We start from the raw sequence: 24,633 nt of genomic DNA, 5'->3' as shown, positions 1-24,633 counted from the left end.
CGATGAAGCAACTTCCGATACATATTTTAAAATTTGGCGGCACTTCGCTGCAGAATGCCGCTTTTATTGAGCAGGCTGCCGGGGTAGTCATTGAGCGGTCGGAATCGGCCCGTCCTTTTGTGGTCGTTTCCGCCCTGAAAGATGTCACTGATGCCCTGATCGCTCTGGCGGATGATCCCGGCGGGGCGGCGCAACGGATCCATCGCCTGGAGCAGAAGCACCTGGAGCTGTTCGATCAGCTGGCAGGGAATGGGGCGGAGAACCCGCGCAGGCAACAGCTGCAGGCCCTGTTTGAAGAGCTCGGGGAGACCGCCCGTGACAGGCAGCTGCGCAACAGTGACCGCCGGGCCTGGAAAGACCGTATTCTCTCGGTGGGAGAGCGGGCCTCCGCTCTTATTTTTGCCGCAGCCCTCTCCAGGCGAGGCCTGGATGCGGAAGCTTTTGAAGCCCACCAGTTTATTAAGACGGACTCTACGTTTGGACAGGCACAGGTGCAGCCTGCGGCCACGCGGGAACTCGCCCGCAAGTTTTTACAGAATCCTGCCGCGATCCCCGTCATTACCGGCTTTATCGGTTCCGACGCTCACCAGCGTATCACCACCCTGGGACGCTCGGGATCTGATTACACCGCCGGTCTTATAGCCGACGCTCTTGAGGCCGATCACCTGGAAATATGGACGGATGTCAACGGCGTGCTGTCGGCCGACCCCCGGTGGGTGCCCACCGCCCGGCCGATCGATGAGCTCAGCTTTGCAGACATCGGGGAGCTTTCGGCCCACGGGGCCAAAGTGATTCACCCCAAAACGATACGGCCTATTACGAACAAGAATACCACGGTGCTGGTAAAAAACAGTTATAACCCTTCGCACCCGGGCACGCGCATCCACGACGACCATCAATCCAACGGGGCCTTCAAAACCATCACGGTTACGGGTCCCTTTACCCGGCTGCAGGTTGAAGATCGATTCGGCTGGGACCTGCTGCAGGAACTGAAGGGCTACCTGAAAGACCAGCCGGACGACGAAGCGATCTCCTTTCACCGCAGTTCTTCTTTTGAACCTGCGCGCTTTCTCATCCGGCAGCCGCTCTTTGAGGACGCCCGCGAACTGATCGAGCAGTGGGCCGGGGAGCGGGATATTGCGCTCCATCCCAAAGAACATATCTACAAAGTTAAAAAATTCAGCAATCACTTCCGGGAAGGCGAACGGCTGACCAAACGAATCTGGGATCTGCTGGCTTCAAAAAATTTGCAGCCACTGCATATTAACAGGAACAGCGACGAACGGTTTATTTCATTCCTGTTTGAAAAGGACGAAGCGCGCCGTGCAGCCCGCCTGCTCAACGATTACCTGCAGCACAAGCAAACGACGGTCGATCTTTTCGTAGCGGGAACGGGTGCGGTGGGACAGACGCTGCTTCAACAGCTCACCACCGCTGGTACGGAGGATTTCCATTTCCGGTTGCTGGGAACGTGCAACAGCCGGCACGCGCTGTGGGACGACCGGGGACTCGATATATCCGGGGGAGCGCCGGACTGGTCCGATGCCGACGAGACAGACTGGCCTCAACTGGTGGACAAGCTTACCCAGTCGTTCCGGCACAACATTATTTTTGTGGACGCCACCGGCAGCGAGGAAGTCGCACGCCTGTATCCCAGGCTCTTTGCCAGCGGGATCCATGTCGTTACCCCCAGCAAGCTGGCAAATACCTTTGAACAGTCATTCTTTGACAAGCTTCAAAAAGAGGCACGGCAAAATAACGCCTCTTTTCGATACGAAACGACCGTCGGGGCGGGACTTCCTGTCATCGCTACGCTCGAGGATCTGCAGGACAGCAACGACGAAATTCGGGAAATATCGGGGGTGGTTTCCGGTACGATGACCTACCTGTTTAATCAGCTCGAACAGGGCATCCCGTTTAGCAAGGCCATCATCAGGGCACGTGAACTCGGGTATGCGGAGCCGGATCCCCGCGACGACCTGTCCGGAGAAGATGTAGCCCGCAAATTTTTGACGCTGGCCCGCACCCTGGGCATGAAAATAGAGCGCGAAGAACTGCAGGTCGAATCGCTCATTCCCGAAGAACTTGCAGAAGTCGATAAATCAGCCTTTCTTACACGCTTGAAAAAATACGACGAACATTGGCAGCAGCGAATGCTGGAAGCTCAAAATAAAAATGAAACGCTACGATACACGGGACAATTAGTTGAGGGAAAAATTTCTATAGGTATTGAATCCATTCCCGTAAATTCACCCATTGGGCAGTTAAAGGGAACAGATAATCTTATCCAGATTTTTTCTACCTTCTACAACCAGACGCCGTTGGTCATCCAGGGTCCGGGCGCGGGAAAAGAGGTAACGGCCGCGGGCGTACTCAGTGATATTATGAAAACGGCTAAACGACTTAAGTAAGTACATTTATTTTTTTTTGCAATTTCAATAACGATAACCTAACCTAAAATGATGTCTTCTGACCAGGGTTTATACCAATCCCACCATGAACATGATGCATGCGGAATTGGATTTGTAGTCAACATTCAGGGAAAACAATCCCACCAAATTGTGGAACAGGCGCTCACTGTTCTCCACAACCTCGATCACCGGGGCGCCACCGGCAGTGAAAAGAATACCGGCGACGGCGCCGGCATTTTACTACAGATTCCCCACAAATTTTTGGATGATTCCTGCCAGGGCTTGGGCATAACCCTGCCCGGACGGGGGCAGTATGGGGTGGGTATGATCTTTTTGCCGCCGGGACGCGAAGAACGGCTGGCCTGCGAAAAAGTCATCAAAGAAGTAGTCAAAGAAGAAGAGCAGGAAGTCCTGGGATGGCGCAAGGTGCCGACCGACAATTTTTACCTGGGCCAGTCTGCCAAGGACGCCGAGCCTTCGGTCCGCCAGTTGTTTATCGGTCGAAGCCCGGACATCCGGACCGAGCTTGAATTTGAGCGCAAGCTGTATGTCATCCGCCGAAAAATCACCAAAAGAATTGAAAACAGCGATCTTGCGGACAAGGAATACCTGTATATCAATAGTCTCTCCTCGCGCACGATCATCTACAAGGGGATGCTGACGTCAACCCAGCTGAAGGATTTTTACCCGGATCTGACTGATCCGAAAATGGAATCGGCCCTTGCGCTGGTGCACTCCCGGTTCAGCACCAACACCTTCCCCAACTGGAAGCTCGCCCACCCGTTTCGCTATCTTATTCACAACGGGGAGATCAATACGCTGCGCGGCAACCAGAACTGGATGCACGCCCGCGAGGCACAGCTCTCCACGGATCTGTTTGACGTGGATATGGATACCCTCACGCCCATCATTCAGGAAGACGGAAGCGACTCGGCCAAATTTGACAACTGCCTCGAGTTCCTGCTGCTCAGCGGACGCTCACTGCCCCATGCCATGATGATGATGATTCCCGAGCCCTGGGAAAAGCATGAGAGCATGGATGACGAGATGAAGGCGTTTTACGAGTACCACAGCTGCCTGATGGAACCCTGGGACGGTCCGGCTTCCATCGCATTTACGGACGGCAAAATGGTGGGCGCTACGCTCGACCGCAACGGCCTTCGTCCCTCCAGGTACTATGTCACCAGCGATGACATGATCGTACTTTCGTCCGAGGTGGGCGTGCTGGACATCCCCCCCGAGGATATCGTTTATAAAGACCGGCTGCAACCCGGACGCATGCTTCTTATCGACACCCAGGAGGGACGCATCAAAAGTGATGAGGAGATCAAGCACCAAATAGCGCGAGAGTATCCCTATCGGGAATGGCTGGACGAAAACCTGATCGATTTTCATGATCTTCCCTACAACTACCAGGAAGAGCCTGAGAACTCGCACGAGGACATTATACAGCGTCAAAAGGTATTCGGCTATACCTACGAAGATCTGAATGTCAATGTGGGACCGATGGCCGAAAATATGCTGCAGCCGGTGGGAGCCATGGGCAACGACGCCCCCATAGCCGTGCTCTCGAACGAACCGCAGCTGCTCTACAACTATTTCAAGCAGCTGTTCGCCCAGGTCACGAATCCGCCGATCGACCCCATCCGCGAAGAGCTGATTACGTCCACGGAGACCATCCTGGGTTCGGAAGGCAACATCCTGGAAACGACCGCCGAAAGCTGTCGCCAGATTCGCCTGAAAACGCCGGTCCTGAAGAACGAAGAGCTGGCACAGCTCAAGAATATCAATGACCTCTCGGGATTTAAAAGCAAGACCCTGCCAATCCTCTTTGACGTCAACAGGGGCGGCGAGGGACTGGAGGAAGCACTCGATGAGCTTTTTGCGGCGGCCGACAAGGCAGTTGAGGAAGGCGTCAATATCCTGATTCTCTCTGACCGCGACTTCAACCTTAAAAAGGCGCCGATACCGGCGCTGCTGGCCGTGGCCGGGCTTCACCATCATCTGATCCGCTCGGGCAACCGTACGAAAGTGGGACTGGTACTGGAGTCGGGAGAACCCCGCGAGACCCATCATTTCTGTACGCTGCTGGGCTATGGTGTGGAGGCCGTCAATCCCTATATGGCCTACGAAAGCCTTCACGACTTAATTCGCGAGGGACACCTTGACCTCTCATTCAAGCGGGCCCAGAAAGGGTACAACAAGGCGGTCGTCAAGGGTATTGTCAAAGTGATGTCGAAGATGGGTATCTCAACCATCAAGTCGTACCGCGGGGCTCAAATTTTTGAGGCGCTCGGCCTCGACAAGGAGCTGGTGGACAAATACTTTACGTGGACCGATTCGCGCATCGGCGGCATCGGGCTGGATACTATTGCCCTGGAAGCCAAAATGCGGCACCGGGAAGCCTACCCGAACTATCGCACCAATGGACAGGTTCTGGATGAGGGCGGCCAGTACAAATGGCGCAAGGGAAGTGAGTATCATGCCTACAACCCCAAGACCGTCCACACACTGCAGCTGGCCACCAAAAATGGCGACTATGAGCTCTACAAAGAATATTCAAACCTGATCGATGAGCAGTCGGATCCCCCGGCCGCGCTCCGGAGCCTGCTGAAGCTCAAGACGGACGAATCGGGGTCGATTCCCCTTGAGGAAGTGGAATCGGTCGAAGAGATCTGCAAGCGATTTAAAACCGGGGCTATGTCGTACGGCTCCATCAGCAAGGAGACCCACGAAGCGCTGGCCATTGCCATGAACCGGGTCGGCGGCAAAAGCAATACCGGCGAAGGAGGCGAGGATCCGTCCCGCTATACGCCCGACCCCAACGGCGATTCCAGGAACAGTGCCGTCAAGCAGGTGGCCTCCGGGCGATTTGGCGTGACCAGCGAATACCTGACGCAGGGCAAGGAAATCCAGATTAAGATGGCGCAGGGCGCCAAGCCCGGCGAGGGCGGCGAGCTGCCCGGACGCAAGGTCTATCCCTGGATCGCCGACGTGCGGCTTTCGACCCCGGGCGTGGGACTTATTTCACCGCCGCCGCACCACGACATTTATTCCATCGAGGACCTGGCACAGCTTATTCACGACCTCAAGAATGCCAACAAGGACGCGCTTATCAATGTTAAGCTGGTCTCTGCAGTGGGGGTCGGCACCATTGCCACCGGCGTTGCCAAGGGACACGCCGATGTCATCCTGATCAGCGGCCACGACGGCGGAACGGGGGCCTCTCCGCAGACCAGCATCAAGCATGCGGGACTGCCCTGGGAGCTGGGACTCTCCGAGACCCACCAAACGCTGGTACTGAACGACCTGCGAAGCCGCGTAACGCTTGAAACAGACGGGCAGATTAAAACCGGGCGGGATATCGCCGTTGCGGCACTGCTCGGCGCAGAGGAGTTTGGCTTCGGAACCAGCGCCCTCATTACCCTCGGCTGTATCATGATGCGGGTCTGCCACCTGGATACGTGTCCCGTGGGCATCGCTACCCAGAATCCCGAGTTGCGCCACAAGTTTACCGGGGACCCGGCCTACGTGGTCAACTTTATGAAATTCGTGGCACAGGAGCTGCGTGAGTACATGGCTGAGCTCGGTTTCCGCACCATCGACGAGATGATTGGCCGTACCGATAAGCTGGTTCAGGCGGAAACGGATCACTGGAAAGCCAGGCACCTGGACCTCTCGCCCATCCTGCACCGCCCGGAGATAGCGGAAAATGTAGGCACGCGCTGCATGATCTGCCAGAACCACGGGCTGGAAAATGCGCTGGATATCCAGACACTGATGGATATCTGCGAGCCGGCGCTTTCCGACGGAAAGAGCGTGCGCGCTACCCTGCCCATCAAAAATACCAACCGCGTAGTCGGGACCATTGTCGGCAGTGAAGTTACCCGCCGTTTTGGGTCCAAAGGACTGTCGGAAGACACCATCCATCTCAAGTTTGAAGGATCGGCGGGACAGAGTTTCGGGGCTTTTATCCCCAGCGGGATGACGCTCGAACTCGAAGGCGATGCCAACGACTACTTTGGCAAGGGTCTTTCGGGGGGCAAGCTGATATTGTATCCTTCTAAAAATGCCCGTTTCGATCCGGCGGAAAATATTATTGTCGGGAATGTTTCCTTCTATGGCGCGACCAGCGGACAGGCTTACATCCGTGGCAAAGCCGGCGAGCGGTTCTGCGTGCGAAACAGCGGACTTCATGCCGTGGTGGAATCGGTCGGCGATCACGCCTGCGAATACATGACCGGGGGACGTGTGGTCGTACTCGGGGAAACAGGACGTAATTTTGCCGCGGGGATGTCCGGCGGTATTGCCTACATTCTGGATCTCAATCAACAGTTCCATAAACGCTGCAATACCAACCGCGTCGTGCTGGAACAGCTTCGGGATGAAGACGAAATCGATCAGGTCTATGAAATGGTTCGCCGGCACGCCGAATACACCGATAGCCACCGGGGCTGGAGGGTCCTTGCCAAATGGGATGAAATGATTCACCGGTTTGTCAAGGTACTTCCCAAAGACTTTAAGAAGATGCAGCAATCGATTGAAAAGGCTCAACAAGAGGGTCTTGACAAGGATGAAGCCGAAATGGAGGCCTTTCTACAGAATAAATAAAAGCAGCTGGCAGGACGGTTGAATCTGACAGCACATCAGCGCAAGAAATTGAAATTAACAAAATTGTATCGAATACTATGGGTAAACCAACTGGTTTTATGGAGTTTGAGCGTAAAGAAGCTCCGGGCAGAGATCCCAAAAAGCGAGTAGAGGACTGGGATCAACTGCATGAACATTTAACGGAAGAAGAACTTCAGCAGCAGGGGGCCCGGTGTATGGACTGTGGAATTCCTTTCTGCCAAACCGGTGAAGACAAGAAGGGCCGTACCATGGGCTGCCCCGTGCATAACCTGATCCCGGAATGGAATGACCTGGTTTACAAAGGCAAATGGAAAGAGGCGCTGCACCGCCTGCATAAAACCAATAATTTTCCGGAGTTTACCGGCCGGGCGTGCCCGGCCCCCTGCGAAGGCTCCTGCGTGCTCGGGATCATCGAACCTCCCGTGGCGATCAAAAATATTGAGCAGGCTATCATCGACAAAGGCTTTGAAGAGGGATGGGTTCAGCCCCATCCGCCGGAAAGCCGCACCGGCAAGAAAGTGGCTGTTGTGGGCTCCGGTCCCGCCGGTCTCTCCGCCGCGGCGCAAGCAAACAAGGCCGGCCACCATGTGACCGTCTACGAGCGGGATGAGCGTATCGGGGGGTTGCTGATGTATGGCATCCCCAACATGAAACTGGAGAAGTCCGTCGTGGAACGCAGGATTGACCTCCTGAGAGAAGAAGGAATCGAATTTGTTACCGGGACGGAGATCGGGACCGATATTCCCGCACCTGAGCTGACCAAAAAATATGACGCGGTCATCCTGGCCGGCGGAGCGACGAAACCGCGGGATCTGAAGATCGAAGGCCGCGATCTTGACGGGATTCATTTTGCGATGGACTTCCTGCACGCCAATGTGGAGAAACTGCTGGACGACGAGCACAAAAAGGAGTTCATTTCTGCCGGGGATAAGGATGTAATTGTCATCGGCGGGGGCGACACCGGCACCGACTGCGTAAGCACTTCGATGCGGCACGGATGCAAAACGCTGACCCAGTTCGAAATCCTGCCGAAGCCGCCCGAGAGCCGGGGTGAGGACAACCCGTGGCCCGAATGGCCTCACATTTATAAAGTGGACTATGGCCAGGAGGAGGCCAAGGCCCGTTTTGGAGACGACCCACGGGAATACCAGGTGATGACCAAAAAATTTGTGGGGGACGGAGAAGGGAACGTCAAGGAATTACATACGGTTCGCATTGAATGGAAAACCAATGAAGACGGACGTAAAGTGCCCGAGGAGATCCCCGGTACGGAAAAAGTTTGGAAAGCCGACCTTGTGCTGCTCGCCATGGGCTTCCTGGGGCCGGAAAACCCGGTACTGGAACAGCTCGAAGTAGAACGGGACGAGCGCTCCAACGCCAAAGCGGAGCACGGCGATTACCACACCAGCGTAGATGGCGTTTTTGCCGCCGGCGACATGCGGCGGGGACAAAGCCTGATTGTCTGGGCGATCAACGAAGGGCGCGGGGCCGCACGCGAATGCGACCGGTACCTGATGGGGACCACGGAACTGCCCTGACCGGGGTTATTGGTGTTCATTACCGGTTGCCGGTTAGTTGGGCGGGATCCCCCGCCTGTCCCTTAACCTTTCTCTCCCACACTCTACCACCCTGTACCCTTTTTTGGACATTGACCTACCGGGCCAAACCCATTTCTTTTCCTTAACCCGGGTTTATCACTAAAAAATTCGGGGTACATCCCTCCCCTTCGAAGCCTTGCCCCCCTCTCCCCGGCCCCGTTCCCAGCCACTGCCTTATCTGATTAGCGGTCAATTTGATTTTTTGTAATAAGTTCTTGACATATTACACCCTTTCGGGGTACATTGTGGGGTGAAGTGGTAGAATGTGGGAGTTCACATCCACTCGTCGAATTCGATTATAATCGCTGTAATTCTGGGGTCTTTTATATGCCTAGTTTCAAGGGCCAATATAAACATAGTGTAGATAGTAAAGGACGCGTTAGCTTCCCGGCTAAACTGCGCAAAGCTCTCAATCCCCAGGCGCAGGAGCGTTTTACCATATTGCGAGGTCTTGAACCCTGCCTTTATCTCTACCCAGAGGATGAATGGCAAAAGGTTGAGGACCAGCTCTCCGGGATTAACAGCTTTACCAAAGAGGGTCGCACCGTAAAGCGCAACTTCCTGCGTTTTGCCGAAGATCTGTCCCTGGACAATCAAAACCGCATTCCACTCCCTTCACAACTTACTGACTGGGCCGGAATCGACGGAAAAGCCATCTTTATCGGCAGCGGCGAACGCATAGAAATATGGTCGCCCGCCAAGCTGGATGAAATCGATTCGGGCCTGGACTTTGAATCGTATCAAGAACTTTTTGAGCGTGTGATGACCGACAATGACAACGATGACCAAGAATGAAACATACCATGAGCATCAACCGGTATTGCTGGATGAGTCCGTAGAGTACCTGATTACGGATCCCGGCGGTATCTACATTGATGCTACGCTCGGCGGTGGTGGACACAGCCTGGCATTGTTGTCTCAACTAAATAGTGACGCCCGGCTTGTCGGTATCGATCAGGATGACGAGGCACTCAGGGCGGCGAATGCCCGTATTGGCGATGACGCCCGTTTCACTTCCATAAAGGGCAATTTCGGGTACCTCACACGATTACTACCCTCGGAATTACAGGGTGAGGTATCCGGAATCCTTCTCGACTTGGGCGTTTCAACCCACCAGATTAGCGACGCCGGGCGGGGATTTACCTTCCAGGAGGAAGGTCCGCTGGATATGCGGATGAGCAACCTCCGGGGAGTCACAGCGTACCAGGTGGTCAATGAATACTCCTACGAAGATCTTCGCGATGTGATCTACCATTACGGGGAAGAGCGGTTCAGCCGAAAAATAGCACGCGAAATTATCGACCGGCGTCCCCTCGAAACCACTACCGAACTGCGCGAGGCGGTGGAAGCCGTAGTGTACGGCAAACATCAGATCAAAAGCGTGGCGCGGGTGTTCCAGGGGATCCGCATCGAAGTCAACCGCGAGCTTGACATGCTTCGCGAGGGACTGGAACAATCGCTGGAAATCCTTCGTACGGGGGGACGCATTGTGGCCATCAGCTACCACTCGCTTGAAGATCGCATTGTAAAGAAATTCTTCAGGGCGGGAAATCACGAGGGAAAAATCGAGAAAGATTTTTATGGCAACCCGTTGACCCCCATCGAGGAAATATCCGGCGGGATCATTCGTCCCACCGAAGCAGAAATCAATAAGAACCGGGCTGCACGCAGTGCAAAAATGCGGGTCGCTGAAAAGATTAATCTTCCGGAGGTATAAGTATGCTGGTAAAATCCCCCATGAAAAAGGACGACGTGCGTCCCAATAAAAGGAAGAAAAAAAAGAGCAAAAAAAAATCTGCCAGGTGTACATCCGGTTCCGGTGGACGGGTTTACGGCAAAAGGGTCAGGAAAAAGAAAGGCAAAAAGAACCGTATCCCTTTTCCAAAAGTCAAGCCCTGGAAGGTTATAACAGGAGCTATCGTACTGGGACTTCTGGGCATGCTTTATCTGAAGCATGTATTTGCCACCCAGGAATTATTGCGTGAAGTACAGCAGGCGGAGCGCGAATACAACCAGACGAAACGCCTGCACAGCAATTACCGCCTTACCTACGACCAGATGATCGGTCCGGCCGAAATATATAACAAGGCCAAAGGGTTGGGTTTCATTAACGGCGGTCCCGCCGAAAAGGTGATAGAGATAGAGGCAGAGGAGTAGATGCAAAACGAGCAATCGGGCATATTGAATCGCATGTTTGTGATTTTCGGGCTGGTACTGTTAGTACCCTGTGCCATCGGTATGCAGCTCTTCCGCCTTAACTTTTGGGAGGGAACGGAACTGCGGGAGCTCTGGAGCGAACAGGCGATCGACTATATCCCTATTCCCGCCCAGCGCGGCAACATCTATGATGACGACGGCAGCTTGCTGGCTACGAATACGGTCGCCTACAGGGTAGCTATCGACCCGAAAATAAGCGGCCTTACCCGGGATCAGATTCAGCAGGTATGCGATACACTCGGCAAATACCAGTACGAGTCGTCGGGACAGTACCTCCAAAAAATAAATTCCGCCCCGCAGCGATCGCGCTACGTGGTATTGGGCAAAAACATAGAAGCCCGGGCATACGAGGCGCTCCGGCAGATGGATATACGCGGCGTCATCCTGGAAGAGGAATATGAGCGCCGCTACAGCTTCGGATCACTGGCCGCCCACGCGCTGGGATATGTGAACCATGAGATCACGGGAATGACCGGGCTCGAAAACCAGTATAACGAAGAACTGGACGGGGAAGATGGGGTCCAGCAGGTACGCCGGGGACGTGATGGGCGCATTTACGCCTATGTGGGCGCCCCCCGGAAACAGCCCAGAAGCGGGCACGCGCTCTATACCACCATCGATTCTCACATCCAGGCCATAGTGGAGGAGGAGCTGAAATCCGGTATCGAACGCACGGATTCGAACTATGGAACAGCTATCGTAATGGATCCGGCCACCGGGGCGGTCAAGGCAATGGCAAATTACCCCACCTACAACCCCAATAACTCGGCTTCCCTGAACAAGAGCAACCGCCGGAATTTTGCCATTTCGGATATGATTGAACCGGGATCGACGTTCAAGCTGGTCACGGCCATTACGGCTGTCGAACAGGAGAAAGTTTCTTTTGAAGAACAGTTCGAAACCCCGGAAGACGGGAAAGTTCAGATTCACGGCCAGTGGATGCGGGATCACGATCCGCTGGGGACCCTCTCTTTCTCGGAAGTGATCGAGCAGTCGTCCAACGTAGCCACGTCACAGATCGCCATGAGGCTGTCTGACGACGTCTTCTACCAGTATGCCCGGAACCTGGGGTTTGGCACCCCCACGAATATCGACCTGCCCAACGAGGAAACCGGCCGCTTGCCCAAGCCCTACGAATGGAGCAAAGTCAGTCTCCCCTGGATGTCTATCGGTTATGAAGTACAGGTCACTCCTATTCAACTGGCGCAAGCCTACGCCGCTTTTGCGAACGGGGGACAAATGATGCGACCCTATATGGTCCGTAAAATTGCAGACAGCGAGGACAATATCGTCTGGGAACAGGAACACACAGTGGTTCGTCAAATTGCTGAAAAAGAAACATTAAAAAAATTGTATCCCTCTTTTAAGCGCGTGGTTTCTGACTCCGGTACCGCCGAAAAGGCCCAGGTTACAGGATTGACGATTGCCGGGAAGACGGGGACGGCCCAAAAGCTGGTTGACGGGCGATACAGTAATTCCTACCGCTCCTCTTTCGTGGGATTTTTCCCGTCGGACAATCCCAAATATGTAGCTCTCGTTATCCTGGATGAGCCGGAGACCTATCCTCCCTACGGCGGGTGGACCGCCGGACCCGTGTTTCAGCAGACGGCGAAACGAATTGCAGGACTGGATAATGAAATCGAAAAACAGATTATAGAACAGGGCACTGAAAACGATGCGTGGGCGTACGCACCGGACTTGCGAGGCCTCACGCTGGAAGAGGCAAAATCACTCCTGCGGCAGCAGGGTATTTCATACAGCGCAGAGGGCGCGGGCGAATGGATATCAGCGCAAAAACCCGCCGCCGGATCGGCGTTGAACCCCACGGACGAGGTCACGGTCGAGCTATCGGGACAAATGACGTTGACAGATACAACAGACCTGCCCGAGGGACATTCTGTTATTCCGGATGTGGGAGGCATGAGCATGCGCAAAGCCACCCGGTTAATTGCCGGACGAGGCTTTAAAATAAAAATGATCGGCTCGGGAACCGTGTATTCCCAGTTTCCGCGTCCCGGCGAGCAGATGAAGAAGGGACAAACGATTACCGTCCGCGGCAAATCAAAAACCCTCAACACGTTAGTCAGCAATTAGCTAGTCAGCAATTAACTGTAACCAACCGGACATCCACTACTTTGACTTTTAATAAACTCATAACACTTTGCGAACCGATGGACGTCTCCGGGCCGGAGCCGGAAGAAATCGGCATGCTGCGTCACGACTCGCGCAAAGTGACGGGCGGGGATGTCTTTATAGCCATCCGGGGCCTGCAGTCAGATGGACACCAGTTTATGGAAGAAGCTGTCGACAGGGGGGCTTTGGTCGTTATCTGTGAAGAGAAGATCCCGCTGGCCGGGGAAGCGGCTATACTCAGGGTGGCGGATACGCGTGCTTTGCTCGGTCCGCTGGCCCAGGCCTATGAGAACAACCCCGCCGATGAGATGAACGTGATCGGCATTACCGGTACCAACGGCAAGACCACCGTGTCCACTCTTGTCTACCAGGTATTGCGGTCACTCGATACGAAAGCAGCCCTGCTGGGAACCGTGGGCAAGCATATCGATGACAGCGTGCTCGATAGCAGGCTTACCACTTCCGACCCCATAGAACTGGCTTCGGATATGAGGCAGATAGCGGATGCGGGACATACCCACCTGGTGATGGAAGTTTCATCCCATGCCCTGGACCAGCAGCGGGTGAGCGGCATCCGCTTTGATATCGCGGCCTTTACCAACCTGAGCCACGATCACCTGGATTACCACCATACCCTGCGCGATTACGCCCTCGCCAAAAAAAAGCTGTTTGAATCCCTCGATGAGAAGGCGACCGCCATTATCAACGGCGATGACGAGCAGGCGCTGTTTATGATCTCCGACACTCCCGCCGAAACCATCACCTTCAGTTTCAGCAAAGCGCTGGACGTGGAATGCCAGATTTTAGGAAACAGTACGGAGGGACTGGTCGTCCGTATCGGCAAAAGAATGATCAAAAGCAGGTTAATGGGCGAATTCAATGCCTACAACATCACCGAAGCCTTTTTGATTTGCCGCGCCCTCGGCTTTAATGACGACGCCATAGCGGAGGCCCTTGAAAGGGCCCCCGGAGCGCCCGGCCGACTGGAGCGCGTCGCAACGCCCGGAGACGATACTCCCGTCGTATTGGTAGATTATGCCCACACGCCCGACGCCCTGGAAAATGTACTTCGTACGCTGTCGGAGTTAAAAAAGGATAAGCAGGTACTCCACGTGGTATTCGGCTGCGGCGGCAATCGCGACAAAGCGAAGCGGCCAAAGATGGCGGCCGTGGCAGAACGGTATGCCGATAAAATCACCGTAACCTCCGACAATCCCCGCGATGAAGATCCCGAGGCGATTATTGAGGACATCATGACGGGATTCGGGGACCCCTCGTCGGTAGAACGTATTACCGATCGCAGGGACGCTATTGCAAAAGCCATCCGTACCGCCGACAAATATTCAATGATTTTGGTGGCCGGGAAGGGACATGAAACCTACCAGGAGATCGGCGGACAGCGACGCGACTTTGATGACCGACTCGTGGCGCGCGAAGCATTAGGCGGCAGGAACAGAAATGGGAACACCAAACCTGCGGGGACCTGATGTTATACGAACTTATCAACTGGCTTGAAGTTAATTACCAGCCGCCCGGATTCGGCGCGTTTGAATTTATTACGACCCGGGCTGCGGTAGCCGCGGCAATGGCCCTGTTTATCAGCATCATGATCGGCCGGCAGATTATCACGTGGCTGGAACAGATGCAGCTTCGCGAAGTTATTCGCGACGACATCGGCCTCGACACCCACCTGGGTAAAGCTCATACGCCAACCATGGGGGGAATCATCATACTGCTGGCGGTACTCATTCCCGCCCTGCTCTGGATGAGGATGGACAGCATTTACACCTGGATGATCATCCTGGTTACCCTCATACTGGGCATCGTCGGTTTTGTGGATGATTATATCAAAGTCGTTAAAAAAGATAAATCGGGACTCAGCGGGCGTCTCAAAATAGCGGGACAGGTAAGCGTGGGACTGCTCCTGGGCTGCGTGCTCTACTTCTGGCCGGATTTCCAGGAATTTAATACCCTCACGACGGTCCCCTTCCTGAAGAATGTCAATATCGATTACGCCTTTCTGGGTGAAGCCCTGGGCTGGGTCATTTACATACCGGTTGTCATTTTTGTCATTACCGCCGTCAGTAATGCGACCAACCTTACCGACGGACTCGATGGACTGGCGGCCGGGACTTCGGCTATAGCGGGACTCATTTTGGGGATTTTTGCATATGTGTCGGGACGAACGGACTTTTCGAGTTTTCTGAATATTATGTACCTGCCCGGAGCGGGGGAACTGACGATTTTTTCCGCTTCCCTGGTTGGAGCCTGTATGGGTTTCCTCTGGTATAATACCTATCCCGCCTCCGTTTTTATGGGTGATACGGGCTCTCTTGCTATCGGAGGTGCATTCGGAGCACTGGGATTGATGCTTCACAAAGAGCTGCTGCTGCCCGTCGTATGCGGCATCTTCTTCATGGAGACCCTCTCCGTGATCATCCAGACGACCTACTTCAAATATACGCGCCGTAAATACGGCGAAGGCAAGCGATTTTTCCTGATGGCTCCCATCCACCATCATTTTGAAAAAAAGGGATGGCCGGAATCCAAGATCGTTGTCCGATTCTGGATCATAGCCGTACTGCTGGGAATCCTTGGACTGCTAACCCTGAAGCTGCGATGATGATGATGGACGTGCAAAACAAACATATTGTTGTGATCGGCGGCGCCCGCAGCGGGCTGGCTGTCGCTTCCCTGCTGAAACGGAAGGGAGCAGAGCCGTTTGTTACGGACCGCAACGAGCTGGATCCGTCCGTACGCTCAGCACTCACCGGGCAGGGTATCCCGTTTGAGCAGGGGGGACACACCGAAAAGGCGGAACAGGCCGACTTCGCCGTCATCAGCCCGGGCGTGCCCACGCAGGCCCCGCTGGTTCAGCGCTACCTGAATTCCGGACAAGAGGTGTTCTCAGAGATTGAAGTTGCCAGCTGGTTCAACCGGGCGCCTATTGTGGCTGTCACCGGCAGCAACGGCAAGACAACGGTCACCAACTGGCTGGATCATACGTGGAATTTGGCGGGTATCGAGCATCATACAGCCGGAAATATCGGCTATGCGTTTTCAGATACCATCGATACCGCACAGGAGAAACAAGCCGTATTGCTGGAGGTCAGCAGTTTTCAGCTGGACCATATTCGCAGTTTTCATCCTCGTATCAGCCTGCTGTTGAATATCACTCCGGATCATCTGGACCGATACGACCATGATTTCAATAACTATGCCTTGGCGAAATTTCGCATTACGGAAAATCAGTCGTCCGGCGACTGGCTGATCTATAATTATGACGACAAGACCATTGCCGGGCATGTGGACTCCCTTAAAAAAAAAGAAGATGCTCCACGGCTTTTGGCCTTTTCCATCCGGAAGGAACTTTCCGGTATCGACGGGGCTTTTGTCCGCGATCAACAGATCATACTAACCTTTAACCGAGAAGAAGAGATTCTGATGCCTATAAGCGATGTGAACCTTTCCGGAAAACACAATTTAAATAATGGCTTGGCCACTGCACTGGCCGCCCGGGCCTCGGAGATCAAAAGCGATGTGATCCGGGAAAGCCTCAGCTCCTTTGAAGGGGTTGAACATCGCCTGGAACAGGTCCGTACCGTCGGCGGCGTGCGATATGTCAACGACAGCAAGGCTACCAATATCAATGCCGTGTGGTATGCCCTGGATAGTTTCAACGTGCCCCTTACCCTGATTTTGGGGGGACGGGACAAAGGAAACGATTACAGGGAACTGGTGGATCAGATTCGCGAAAAGGTACACACCGTCATCGCTATCGGTGAAGCAACGCCGATGATCGAAGAACAGCTCAAGGCGATCGTACCCCATTTTAAAACGGCCGGTACCATGAACGAAGCCGTTCGGATGGCCAAACGAAACGCAAAACGAGGAGAAGTCGTATTGCTGAGCCCCGCCTGCTCCTCTTTCGATATGTATGAGAATTACCAGCACCGGGGTAATGAATTTAAGAAAGCCGTAAACAGGCTGTAGATACCATGACAACTGATAAACAGCAGACCAAAATCACCTTTATAACCAAAGCCTTGTGAGCGAAGCCTGCATCATGCGCATCTGTGTACCCGTTGAACCTTAACCATTGGAACGTACCCCAAAGTGATCTTTACAACACCCAATAAAAATATATCGTCCATAATGGGCACCGGCCCGGACGAGATCGATACGCCCAGCCAGGGCAGCGATCGGGTCCTTCTGGTCTCGGTCGTCCTCCTTATGATTTTCGGGACCCTGGCGGTGTATTCGGCTATTGCATTTTTTGCGGAAAGCAAGCATACCTCGGCCGGCAGCCTGGTTATGGGACATATTTTGAAGCTGAGTATCGCTTTTCTGGGCATGCTTATCGCATCAAAGATCAATTACCACTCCCTGGCCAAGTTAAGCCGCTTCGGTATGATCATAAGCTGGATACTTCTCATCGCCGTTCTGGTCTTCGGCACGGAAATATTCGGAGCCAGGCGATCGCTGGATATCGGGGGATTATCCTTTCAGCCTTCGTCATTTGCCACGGTTGCCCTGCTGATCCATGTCTCGGTACTGCTGGATGAAAAGCAGGAATATATCAAGGATTTCAAGCGTGCTTTTCTTCCTATTCTGTTTTGGGTGCTCATTACCTGCGGACTCATCGGCATCGAGGATTTCAGTAGTGCGGCTATCCTTATGGGACTTTCCATACTGCTGATGTTTGTCGGTCGCGTAAGTTCGTTTCAGCTGGGTACGCTGGTTATTATCGGTTTGCTGGGAGCGTCTGTGCTGATCTGGCAATCGCCGGAACGTCAAAGCCGTATTGATAACTACATCGAACAGGTCGTACAAATCAAAAGCGATGAGTTTAATGTCGAAGAAGGATACCAGGCCCAACAGGCCCACATCGCTATTGCCCAGGGGGAACTATTCGGGGTCGGCATTGGCAAAAGCACCCAGCGCGATTTTCTCCCGGCTCCCTATAATGATTTCATTTTTGCCATTATCGCCGAAGAATACGGGTTGGTAGGCTCGGCCCTGCTCTTACTGCTTTTTACCGTAATCCTGTTCCGCGGTATCGGCAAAATTGCCAAGAATGCACCGGATACCCTCGGAATGCTGCTGGCTGTGGGATGTACCCTGGCGATCGTCCTCTATGGTTTTGTTAATGCGGGTGTCGCCAGCGGACTGCTGCCGGTCACCGGGCTTCCGATGCCGTTTGTTAGCTATGGCGGGACCAGCACGCTTTTTTCGGGATTAATGATCGGAATTCTTATGAATATATCTAAATACAGTAACGGTAAAAACGCCGTGTTTTATGCATAATAATGCCGCAGACATACCAGATTCAACCGCTGCTCCCATGGGCACGCTGAAGTTCCTCATTGCCGCCGGGGGGACGGGGGGACACGTATACCCCGCCATCGCCATCGCTGATGCCCTCCGGGAAGCGTATGCCGATACGGAGTTTCTTTTTGTCGGTACTAAAAACCATATGGAGTGGGAAGCGGTACCGCGGGCCGGCTACGACATCAGCAGCATCTGGATAAGCGGCTTTCACCGTCGGTTAACCCTCAAAAACCTGCTTTTCCCAGTCAAGCTGGGTACCAGCCTGGTTCAAAGCCTGCGAATTGTCCATACCTTCAGGCCGGATGCCGTCATCTCCTGCGGTGGATATGCTGCGGGGCCCGTGGGTTGGGTTGCTGCAAAAAGCGGCTATCCCCTCGTAATACAGGAGCAAAATAGTTTTCCAGGCGTCACGAACCGGCTGCTGGGCAAAAGCGCAGAGCTCATTTTTACGGCGTTTAAAGAGGCGGAAGCGTTCTTCCCGCGGGATCATATTGTGCTGGCCGGCAACCCGACGAGAAAATCACTGACGAGTGCCGACCCGAAGCAAGCCTATGAGCACTTCGGCTTTGATCCGGGCAGGTCCACCCTGTTGATCCTCGGCGGCAGCGGCGGCGCGCGGAGCATCAATGAGGCAATAACAAAGCATATTTCGAGGCTGCACGATGAGATGCAGCTGCAAGTTATCTGGCAGTGCGGCGAGCGGTATTACGAGCGGCTGCGGGACGATATACAACCGGCTCATTTTGAAAACCTGCTGCTTACCGACTTCCTGCACAAGATGCCGGAAGCCTACGCGGTGGCCGACCTGGTGGTCAGCCGTGCCGGGGCCCTCTCCTGCTCGGAGCTGGCCCTGACCGGCAAGCCAAGCATCCTGGTGCCGTCGCCCAATGTGGCAGGCGACCATCAAACCAAAAATGCCGAGTCGATGGTCCAGGAAGGGGCTGCCGAACGGCTTGCGGACGACCAGCTGAGTGAAACGCTTGCCGGGTTGGTCAAACAGCTGATAACCGACCGGCAGCGGCTGAAGGCCATGCAAAAAGCGGCGCTGAAACTGGCGAGGCCGGAAGCCGCTAAAACCATTGCCAACGAAATTATAACACTGGTAAGCAATAAAAGGCCGCTATGAACCAATTAGTACCCCGGAAACATAAAAAAAGCACCGCAGGCGGAGGGTATCGCACCCCCTTCCCCGGCAACGCCGGGTCTTCGTTGTGCAGCGCTGCGGCAGAAGCGGGTATTCAACTGATCAAAAGAAGCGACTAATGACTAAGCAGATTCAACCACAACCCATATTCGGACGTACCCGCCATATTCACATGGTCGGCATCGGAGGGATCGGCATGAGCGGCATGGCCGAGATCCTGTTGCAGAAGAACTATACCGTTTCCGGGTCGGATGCCAATACGGGCGAAACCATAGAGCGGCTGCGCGAGCTGGGGGCCGAGATTGCAATCGGTCATGATGCGGCAAATATTGAAGGCGCCGACGTCGTGGTGTATACCAGCGCCGTTAAAGCGGAAGAAAATATAGAAACCAAAGCTGCTATTGAAAAAGGCCTGCCCGTCATTAAGCGAGCCGAAATGCTCGCGGAACTGATGCGCATGAAGTATGGCATCGGTGTCGCCGGAACGCATGGCAAGACGACAACCACGACCATGACCGGACATGTGATTCAGGACGGTCATTTTGATCCGACGATTATCGTCGGGGGCAAGGTGCACAGTTTTTCCGAGACCAACGCCGTGGTCGGCAAAGGCGACATCATCATTGTTGAAGCCGATGAGTTCGACCGGACGTTCCTCCGGCTGAGTCCCTCCCTGGCCGTCATTACGAATATCGAAGCAGAGCATCTTGATATTTATGACAACCTCGCGGACGTCAAAGAAGCATTTATTGCTTTTGCCAACAAGGTACCGTTCTATGGCGCTGTGGTGCTGTGTCTCGACGATCCCAACGTGCGGAGTATCATCCCGTCCATTGACCGCCGTACCATAAGCTACGGTCTGACCCCCCAGGCTAAAGTCCGGGCCACGGATATCGAGGCCGACCATTTTAACAGCATTTTTACAGTTATAAACGAAGGAGAATCGTTAGGCAGGATTACGCTCCGGGCGCCCGGCGAGCATAACGTACGCAATGCCCTGGCGGCTGTGGCTGTGGGACTTGAACTCGATATTGACTTTGATCAGATAAAATCGGGACTGGAGCGTTTTGAAGGCGTCTTCCGCCGCTTTCAGCTGAAAGCCGACCACAGTGGCGTCATGGTAATTGATGATTATGCCCACCACCCCACGGAAGTCCAGGCCACCCTGAACGCGGCCCGGAAGGGATGGAAGGACCGCCGGCTCGTAGCGGTATTCCAGCCGCATCTTTACTCGAGAACCCAAGAGCTCTACAAAGAGTTCGGGCTCTCTTTTTTTGATGCGGAGGTCTGTGTGATCACAGACGTCTATCCCGCGCGGGAGGAACCTGTGGAAGGCGTCGACGGCAAGCTCATTGCGGATGCGGCCAGGGAATACGGCCACCGCCAGGTCCATTACGTGCAAAACAAAGAGAAGCTGCCGGAACGACTGAAGGAGATCGTCGAAGCCGGCGATGTGGTGATCACGATGGGAGCCGGTGACATCTATGAATACGGCGAAGCATTTGTTGAGGAATTGGAATCCGGAATATCAACGCTTAAGCAATGAATACCATCTTCTGATGTAACGTTTGTCCCGGCGCCGCCGGGATGCAGGAAAACCACAAAAAAATAGTTATGACAAAAAAAGAGTCACATACCAGCACTAACGATTCCAAAAGCAGGGTCAATCCCCTTCCCTGGGTGGGAGGTGCTCTTTTCGTGCTTGGGCTGGCCGTCGTAGCGGGTTTGTACTGGAGTTCAAAGATGAAAGTACAGGAGATCTATTTTGAGGGCCATCATTTTGTCACCGAAGAACAGCTGCGCGAGTTCGAGATCCCCACGGGTCTCCATCCGGACAGCTTGAATTCGCTGGAGATCATCAGCCGGTTTGAACAGATGCCTTACGTGAAACGCGCGGCAATGGATGTGGAACCCAGCGGCAATATTACCATACATATTTCCGAACGGCAGCCTGTCGCCATGCTGCCCGGCGAAGGCAGCGAAATGTATATCGACCGCGACGGTATCCTGCTGCAGCCGGTCCCGGGCCAAACCGTAAATGTACCTCTTTTATACGGCTTTGACGCCCATCCCCCCGGCGATACGCTAAGCGGCCGGAATGCGGGGGCGGCCGCCAATTTTCTGGCTCAACTCCGGGAGAAGCCGGTCAGCAACGCCACCATCAGTGAAGTGGCGTGGACGGAGAACGGCATTGTTGCCCTGACGAATGACCATGGCGTAAAGCTCCTATTCGGGAAGGAGGATTTTAACACCCGGCTGAGAAACTGGGAAGCTTTTTACGCAGAAATCATCAAACAAAAAGGAATTGAAAACATGCAATCGATCGACCTGAGATTTCAGGAACAGATCGTAACGCGTGAACAATGAAATGATAACTACCGTGCGCGCTGCACCGAATTCGCTTCGGCGTTGTAGCGCACGACCAGGACGACACATAAGAACATTGAGATTAAATAATCATATAACCGTACGTGGATAACATTATGAAAGAGCAAGAAGACAGAATTGTAGTTGGATTGGATATCGGAACGACCAAAGTATGTGCCGTCGTAGCTTCCATTGATCCACAGGATCGAATCCACATTTTGGGGGTGGGGAAAGCCTCGAACGAAGGGCTCAATCGCGGGGTGGTCGTCAATATCGACAAAACCGTGAACGCCATCAAAACGGCCGTCGAACAGGCCCAGCTGGCGTCGGGAATCGAGGTAAACTCGGTCAATGTGGGGATTGCCGGCGACCATATCCGCAGCATGCGCAGCAAGGGGGTGATCACGATCAATAACAAAGACAACGAGATTACGGTGGATGACGTGGAGCGCCTCCTCGAGGACTGCCAGCGCATTATGCTGCCGACCGACCAGCAAATTCTTCATGTTATTCCCCAGGAATTTGTGGTCGACGGGCAGGACGGTATCAGTGATCCGGTGGGCATGAGCGGCATGCGGATGGAGGCGGAGGTGCATATTATAACGGGACTCGTTTCGGCCGCCAAAAATATCTACCGCTGCGTGGAACGCGCCGGCTACCAGGTGGCCGATATCATCCTGGAGCCGCTGGCCTCCTCTTATTCCGTGCTCGACGACGAAGAAAAGGAAGCCGGAGTCGTGCTTGTGGATATCGGCGGGGGCACCACCGATGTGGCTATCTTCCAGGATAACACCATTCGCCATACCGCCGTCATTGCCATCGCCGGCAAAAAAGTGACGGACGACATTCGTATGGGGCTCAGCGTGCTGGACGACCAGGCCGAAAAGCTGAAGTGCAACCACGGGGAAGCCTACATCGACCTGATTGAAGATGATGAAGCGATCACGGTGCCGGGCATTGCCGGGCGTCCCCCGAAAGAAATCACCAAAAGCATTTTAGGCAAAATCATCCAGGCGCGTATGGAAGAGATCCTGGAGATCGTCGCCATCGAAACAAAACGAAGCGGCTATGCCGACGCCCTCAGCGCAGGCGTCGTACTGAGCGGCGGCGGCTCGCTCATCAAGAACATATGTCCCCTCGCCAACGAAGTGCTCGGCATGGACGCCAAAGTCGGCAAACCGATGGGACTCAGCGGGGGACTGACCGAGGAAGTGAATAATCCCATTTTTGCCACCGGCGTGGGACTGGTCATGCACGCCATCAAAACAGGAAGCGGTCCACAGAACCAGGCCATCGTACCATCCTCTACCAAGGGTTCCAGCGTGGAAAAAGTGATGGAACGGCTGGCCGACCGCATGAAAAGCTGGTTCAAAGAACTTTAAAGATAAATAATAGCATAGCAATCAAGTAAAAAAACAAAAAGCAATCTAAACAAGGAGTCAATTATGAGCAACTTAAATTCTCGTTTTAGTTTTGACATCGACAGTCAGGACAACGCAAAGATAAAAGTCGTGGGCGTAGGCGGCGGCGGAGGCAATGCCGTCAACAACATGATCCACAAGGGTCTGACCAGTGTAGAGTATATCGCACTGAACACCGACGCCCAGGCGCTTAAAAACAGCACCGCTGATATCACCATCCAGGTAGGTGCAAATCTTACCAATGGGCTGGGCGCCGGTGCACGTCCCGAAATAGGGCGTGAAGCCGTGGAAGAAAACCGCCATGAAATTGAAGAGGCGATCGAAGGGGCCGACATGGTTTTTGTGACGGCCGGAATGGGAGGCGGAACCGGTACCGGGGGTGCTCCCGTGGTGTCTGGCATTGCCAAACGAAAAGGCATCCTCACGGTGGGCATTATCACCACCCCTTTTGAGTGCGAGGGACCCAAGCGGATGAAATACGCGCGCGAAGGGATCACCGAGCTCAAAAAGAACAGCGATACCGTTATCGTTATTCCCAATGAACGGCTCATGAATATTGCGGATGAGGATACCACCCTGCTTGAAGCCTTTGAGCATGCCAACCAGGTGCTTTATAATGCGACCCGCGGTATCTCGGATCTTATCCTGATGCCCGGACTCATTAACCTCGACTTTGCTGATGTCCGCACCACCATGCTCGACGGCGGAGCGGCCATCATGGGAGCCGCCAATGCCACCGGCGAAGACCGTGCGGAAATAGCCGCGCGCGAGGCCATTAACTCACCCCTGCTCGACGGCGTAAGCATCCGCGGAGCCCGTAACGTGCTTGTCAACATTTCCTCCGGCGCCAACCTGGGTATGAGGGAAACAACCACCGCTACCAGCATCATTCAGCAGGAGGCCGGCGAAGACGCCGAGATCATCCTGGGGACCGTCCTCGACGAGAGCTTTGATGACGAGCTGAGGGTGACAGTCATCGCCACCGGTTTTGACCTGGCGGATAACCGAAATGAAGCCCGTGTCGCTCCCAACAAAAAGGAGAGCAACAGCTCGTCCAGCAAACCGGCATCAGACGATCTGAAGATGCCCACTACCAGTGAGGTGACGGGACAAACCCGCTATTCAAAATCTGCCGACCAGCCTTTTTACAAAGGAGAGAAAAACCTGAAGCATATGGACCAGCCGGCCATCCACCGTCGGGGACTCAAGAACATCCACTCACTGGACAAAAAGGAAGAAGAACAGCAACGGGAGCAACCCAAGAAACAGCAAAAAGGCGATAAATTACTTAACAACCGGCGCGAACGAATAGACAAGTCCGATTCCGACCAGCCGGCTTTTCTTCGCAAGATCATGGATTGAGAAAAGCTGATGACGGA

At 54.1% G+C, this 24,633-nt stretch carries 17 protein-coding genes; all 17 read left to right on the top strand.

Annotated features, from left to right (window positions below; translation table 11 throughout):
* Positions 1–2 precede the first annotated feature (2 nt).
* The 17 genes from ACESLU_RS01220 to ftsZ all read left to right on the top strand — a co-directional run bounded on the left by ACESLU_RS01220 (position 3) and on the right by ftsZ (position 24,616).
* Positions 3–2,411 carry an aspartate kinase gene (locus ACESLU_RS01220; RefSeq protein WP_372633992.1) on the top strand — a complete coding sequence of 803 codons (2,409 nt, stop codon included), beginning with the start codon at positions 3–5 and terminating at the stop codon, positions 2,409–2,411.
* A 48-nt stretch (positions 2,412–2,459) separates the two neighbouring features.
* A complete protein-coding gene (gltB, locus tag ACESLU_RS01215) occupies positions 2,460–7,022 on the top strand; it encodes a glutamate synthase large subunit (RefSeq protein WP_372633989.1) in 4,563 nt (1,520 codons plus the stop codon).
* A gap of 77 nt (positions 7,023–7,099) precedes the next feature.
* Positions 7,100–8,581 (top strand): glutamate synthase subunit beta, encoded by a 1,482-nt coding sequence (locus tag ACESLU_RS01210; protein ID WP_372633987.1) that lies wholly within the window; start codon positions 7,100–7,102, stop codon positions 8,579–8,581.
* Between the two features lie 387 nt (positions 8,582–8,968).
* A complete protein-coding gene (gene mraZ / locus ACESLU_RS01205) occupies positions 8,969–9,436 on the top strand; it encodes a division/cell wall cluster transcriptional repressor MraZ (RefSeq protein ID WP_372633985.1) in 468 nt (155 codons plus the stop codon).
* The gene (gene rsmH, locus ACESLU_RS01200) at positions 9,423–10,358 is read left to right on the top strand and encodes a 16S rRNA (cytosine(1402)-N(4))-methyltransferase RsmH (protein WP_372633982.1); all 936 of its coding nucleotides are present in this window, start codon (positions 9,423–9,425) and stop codon (positions 10,356–10,358) included. Before mraZ ends, rsmH begins: the two co-directional genes overlap by 14 nt.
* Before the next feature lie 20 nt (positions 10,359–10,378).
* Complete coding sequence (locus ACESLU_RS01195) at positions 10,379–10,798, top strand: hypothetical protein (RefSeq protein WP_372633979.1); 420 nt, start codon at positions 10,379–10,381, stop codon at positions 10,796–10,798.
* Positions 10,799–12,952, top strand: coding sequence for a penicillin-binding transpeptidase domain-containing protein (locus tag ACESLU_RS01190; RefSeq protein ID WP_372633976.1), 2,154 nt, complete (start codon positions 10,799–10,801; stop codon positions 12,950–12,952). It begins immediately after the preceding gene.
* A 41-nt stretch (positions 12,953–12,993) separates the two neighbouring features.
* Positions 12,994–14,478: a UDP-N-acetylmuramoyl-L-alanyl-D-glutamate--2,6-diaminopimelate ligase gene (locus ACESLU_RS01185; RefSeq protein WP_372633974.1), complete on the top strand. Its 1,485-nt coding sequence runs from the start codon at positions 12,994–12,996 to the stop codon at positions 14,476–14,478.
* Positions 14,478–15,614 (top strand): phospho-N-acetylmuramoyl-pentapeptide-transferase, encoded by a 1,137-nt coding sequence (gene mraY / locus ACESLU_RS01180; protein WP_372633971.1) that lies wholly within the window; start codon positions 14,478–14,480, stop codon positions 15,612–15,614. The genes ACESLU_RS01185 and mraY overlap by 1 nt, the downstream gene beginning before the upstream one ends.
* On the top strand, positions 15,611–16,984 hold the full coding sequence (gene murD, locus ACESLU_RS01175; protein WP_372633969.1) for a UDP-N-acetylmuramoyl-L-alanine--D-glutamate ligase: 1,374 nt from the start codon (positions 15,611–15,613) through the stop codon (positions 16,982–16,984). The genes mraY and murD overlap by 4 nt, the downstream gene beginning before the upstream one ends.
* A gap of 123 nt (positions 16,985–17,107) precedes the next feature.
* Positions 17,108–18,298: an FtsW/RodA/SpoVE family cell cycle protein gene (locus ACESLU_RS01170; protein ID WP_372633966.1), complete on the top strand. Its 1,191-nt coding sequence runs from the start codon at positions 17,108–17,110 to the stop codon at positions 18,296–18,298.
* Positions 18,299–18,335: 37 nt separating this feature from the next.
* Complete coding sequence (murG, locus tag ACESLU_RS01165) at positions 18,336–19,448, top strand: undecaprenyldiphospho-muramoylpentapeptide beta-N-acetylglucosaminyltransferase (RefSeq protein ID WP_372633963.1); 1,113 nt, start codon at positions 18,336–18,338, stop codon at positions 19,446–19,448.
* The gene (locus ACESLU_RS01160; RefSeq protein WP_372633960.1) at positions 19,445–19,585 is read left to right on the top strand and encodes a hypothetical protein; all 141 of its coding nucleotides are present in this window, start codon (positions 19,445–19,447) and stop codon (positions 19,583–19,585) included. Before murG ends, ACESLU_RS01160 begins: the two co-directional genes overlap by 4 nt.
* Before the next feature lie 26 nt (positions 19,586–19,611).
* Positions 19,612–21,012, top strand: a complete 1,401-nt coding sequence (gene murC, locus ACESLU_RS01155; protein ID WP_372634013.1) for a UDP-N-acetylmuramate--L-alanine ligase — start codon at positions 19,612–19,614, stop codon at positions 21,010–21,012.
* 68 nt (positions 21,013–21,080) lie between these two features.
* The gene (locus ACESLU_RS01150; protein WP_372633957.1) at positions 21,081–21,833 is read left to right on the top strand and encodes a cell division protein FtsQ/DivIB; all 753 of its coding nucleotides are present in this window, start codon (positions 21,081–21,083) and stop codon (positions 21,831–21,833) included.
* Positions 21,834–21,949: 116 nt separating this feature from the next.
* Positions 21,950–23,215, top strand: coding sequence for a cell division protein FtsA (ftsA, locus tag ACESLU_RS01145; protein ID WP_372633954.1), 1,266 nt, complete (start codon positions 21,950–21,952; stop codon positions 23,213–23,215).
* Between the two features lie 63 nt (positions 23,216–23,278).
* Positions 23,279–24,616 (top strand): cell division protein FtsZ, encoded by a 1,338-nt coding sequence (gene ftsZ, locus ACESLU_RS01140; RefSeq protein WP_372633951.1) that lies wholly within the window; start codon positions 23,279–23,281, stop codon positions 24,614–24,616.
* The last annotated feature ends 17 nt before the right edge of the window (positions 24,617–24,633 follow it).

Origin of the sequence: Fodinibius sp., from assembly GCF_041642155.1 — a bacterium.
In the GTDB taxonomy this organism is placed as follows: Bacteria; Bacteroidota; Rhodothermia; order Balneolales; family Balneolaceae; genus Fodinibius.
The sequence above is the reverse complement of the archived record's forward strand: the minus strand, read 5'-3'. Positions and strand labels throughout refer to the sequence as shown.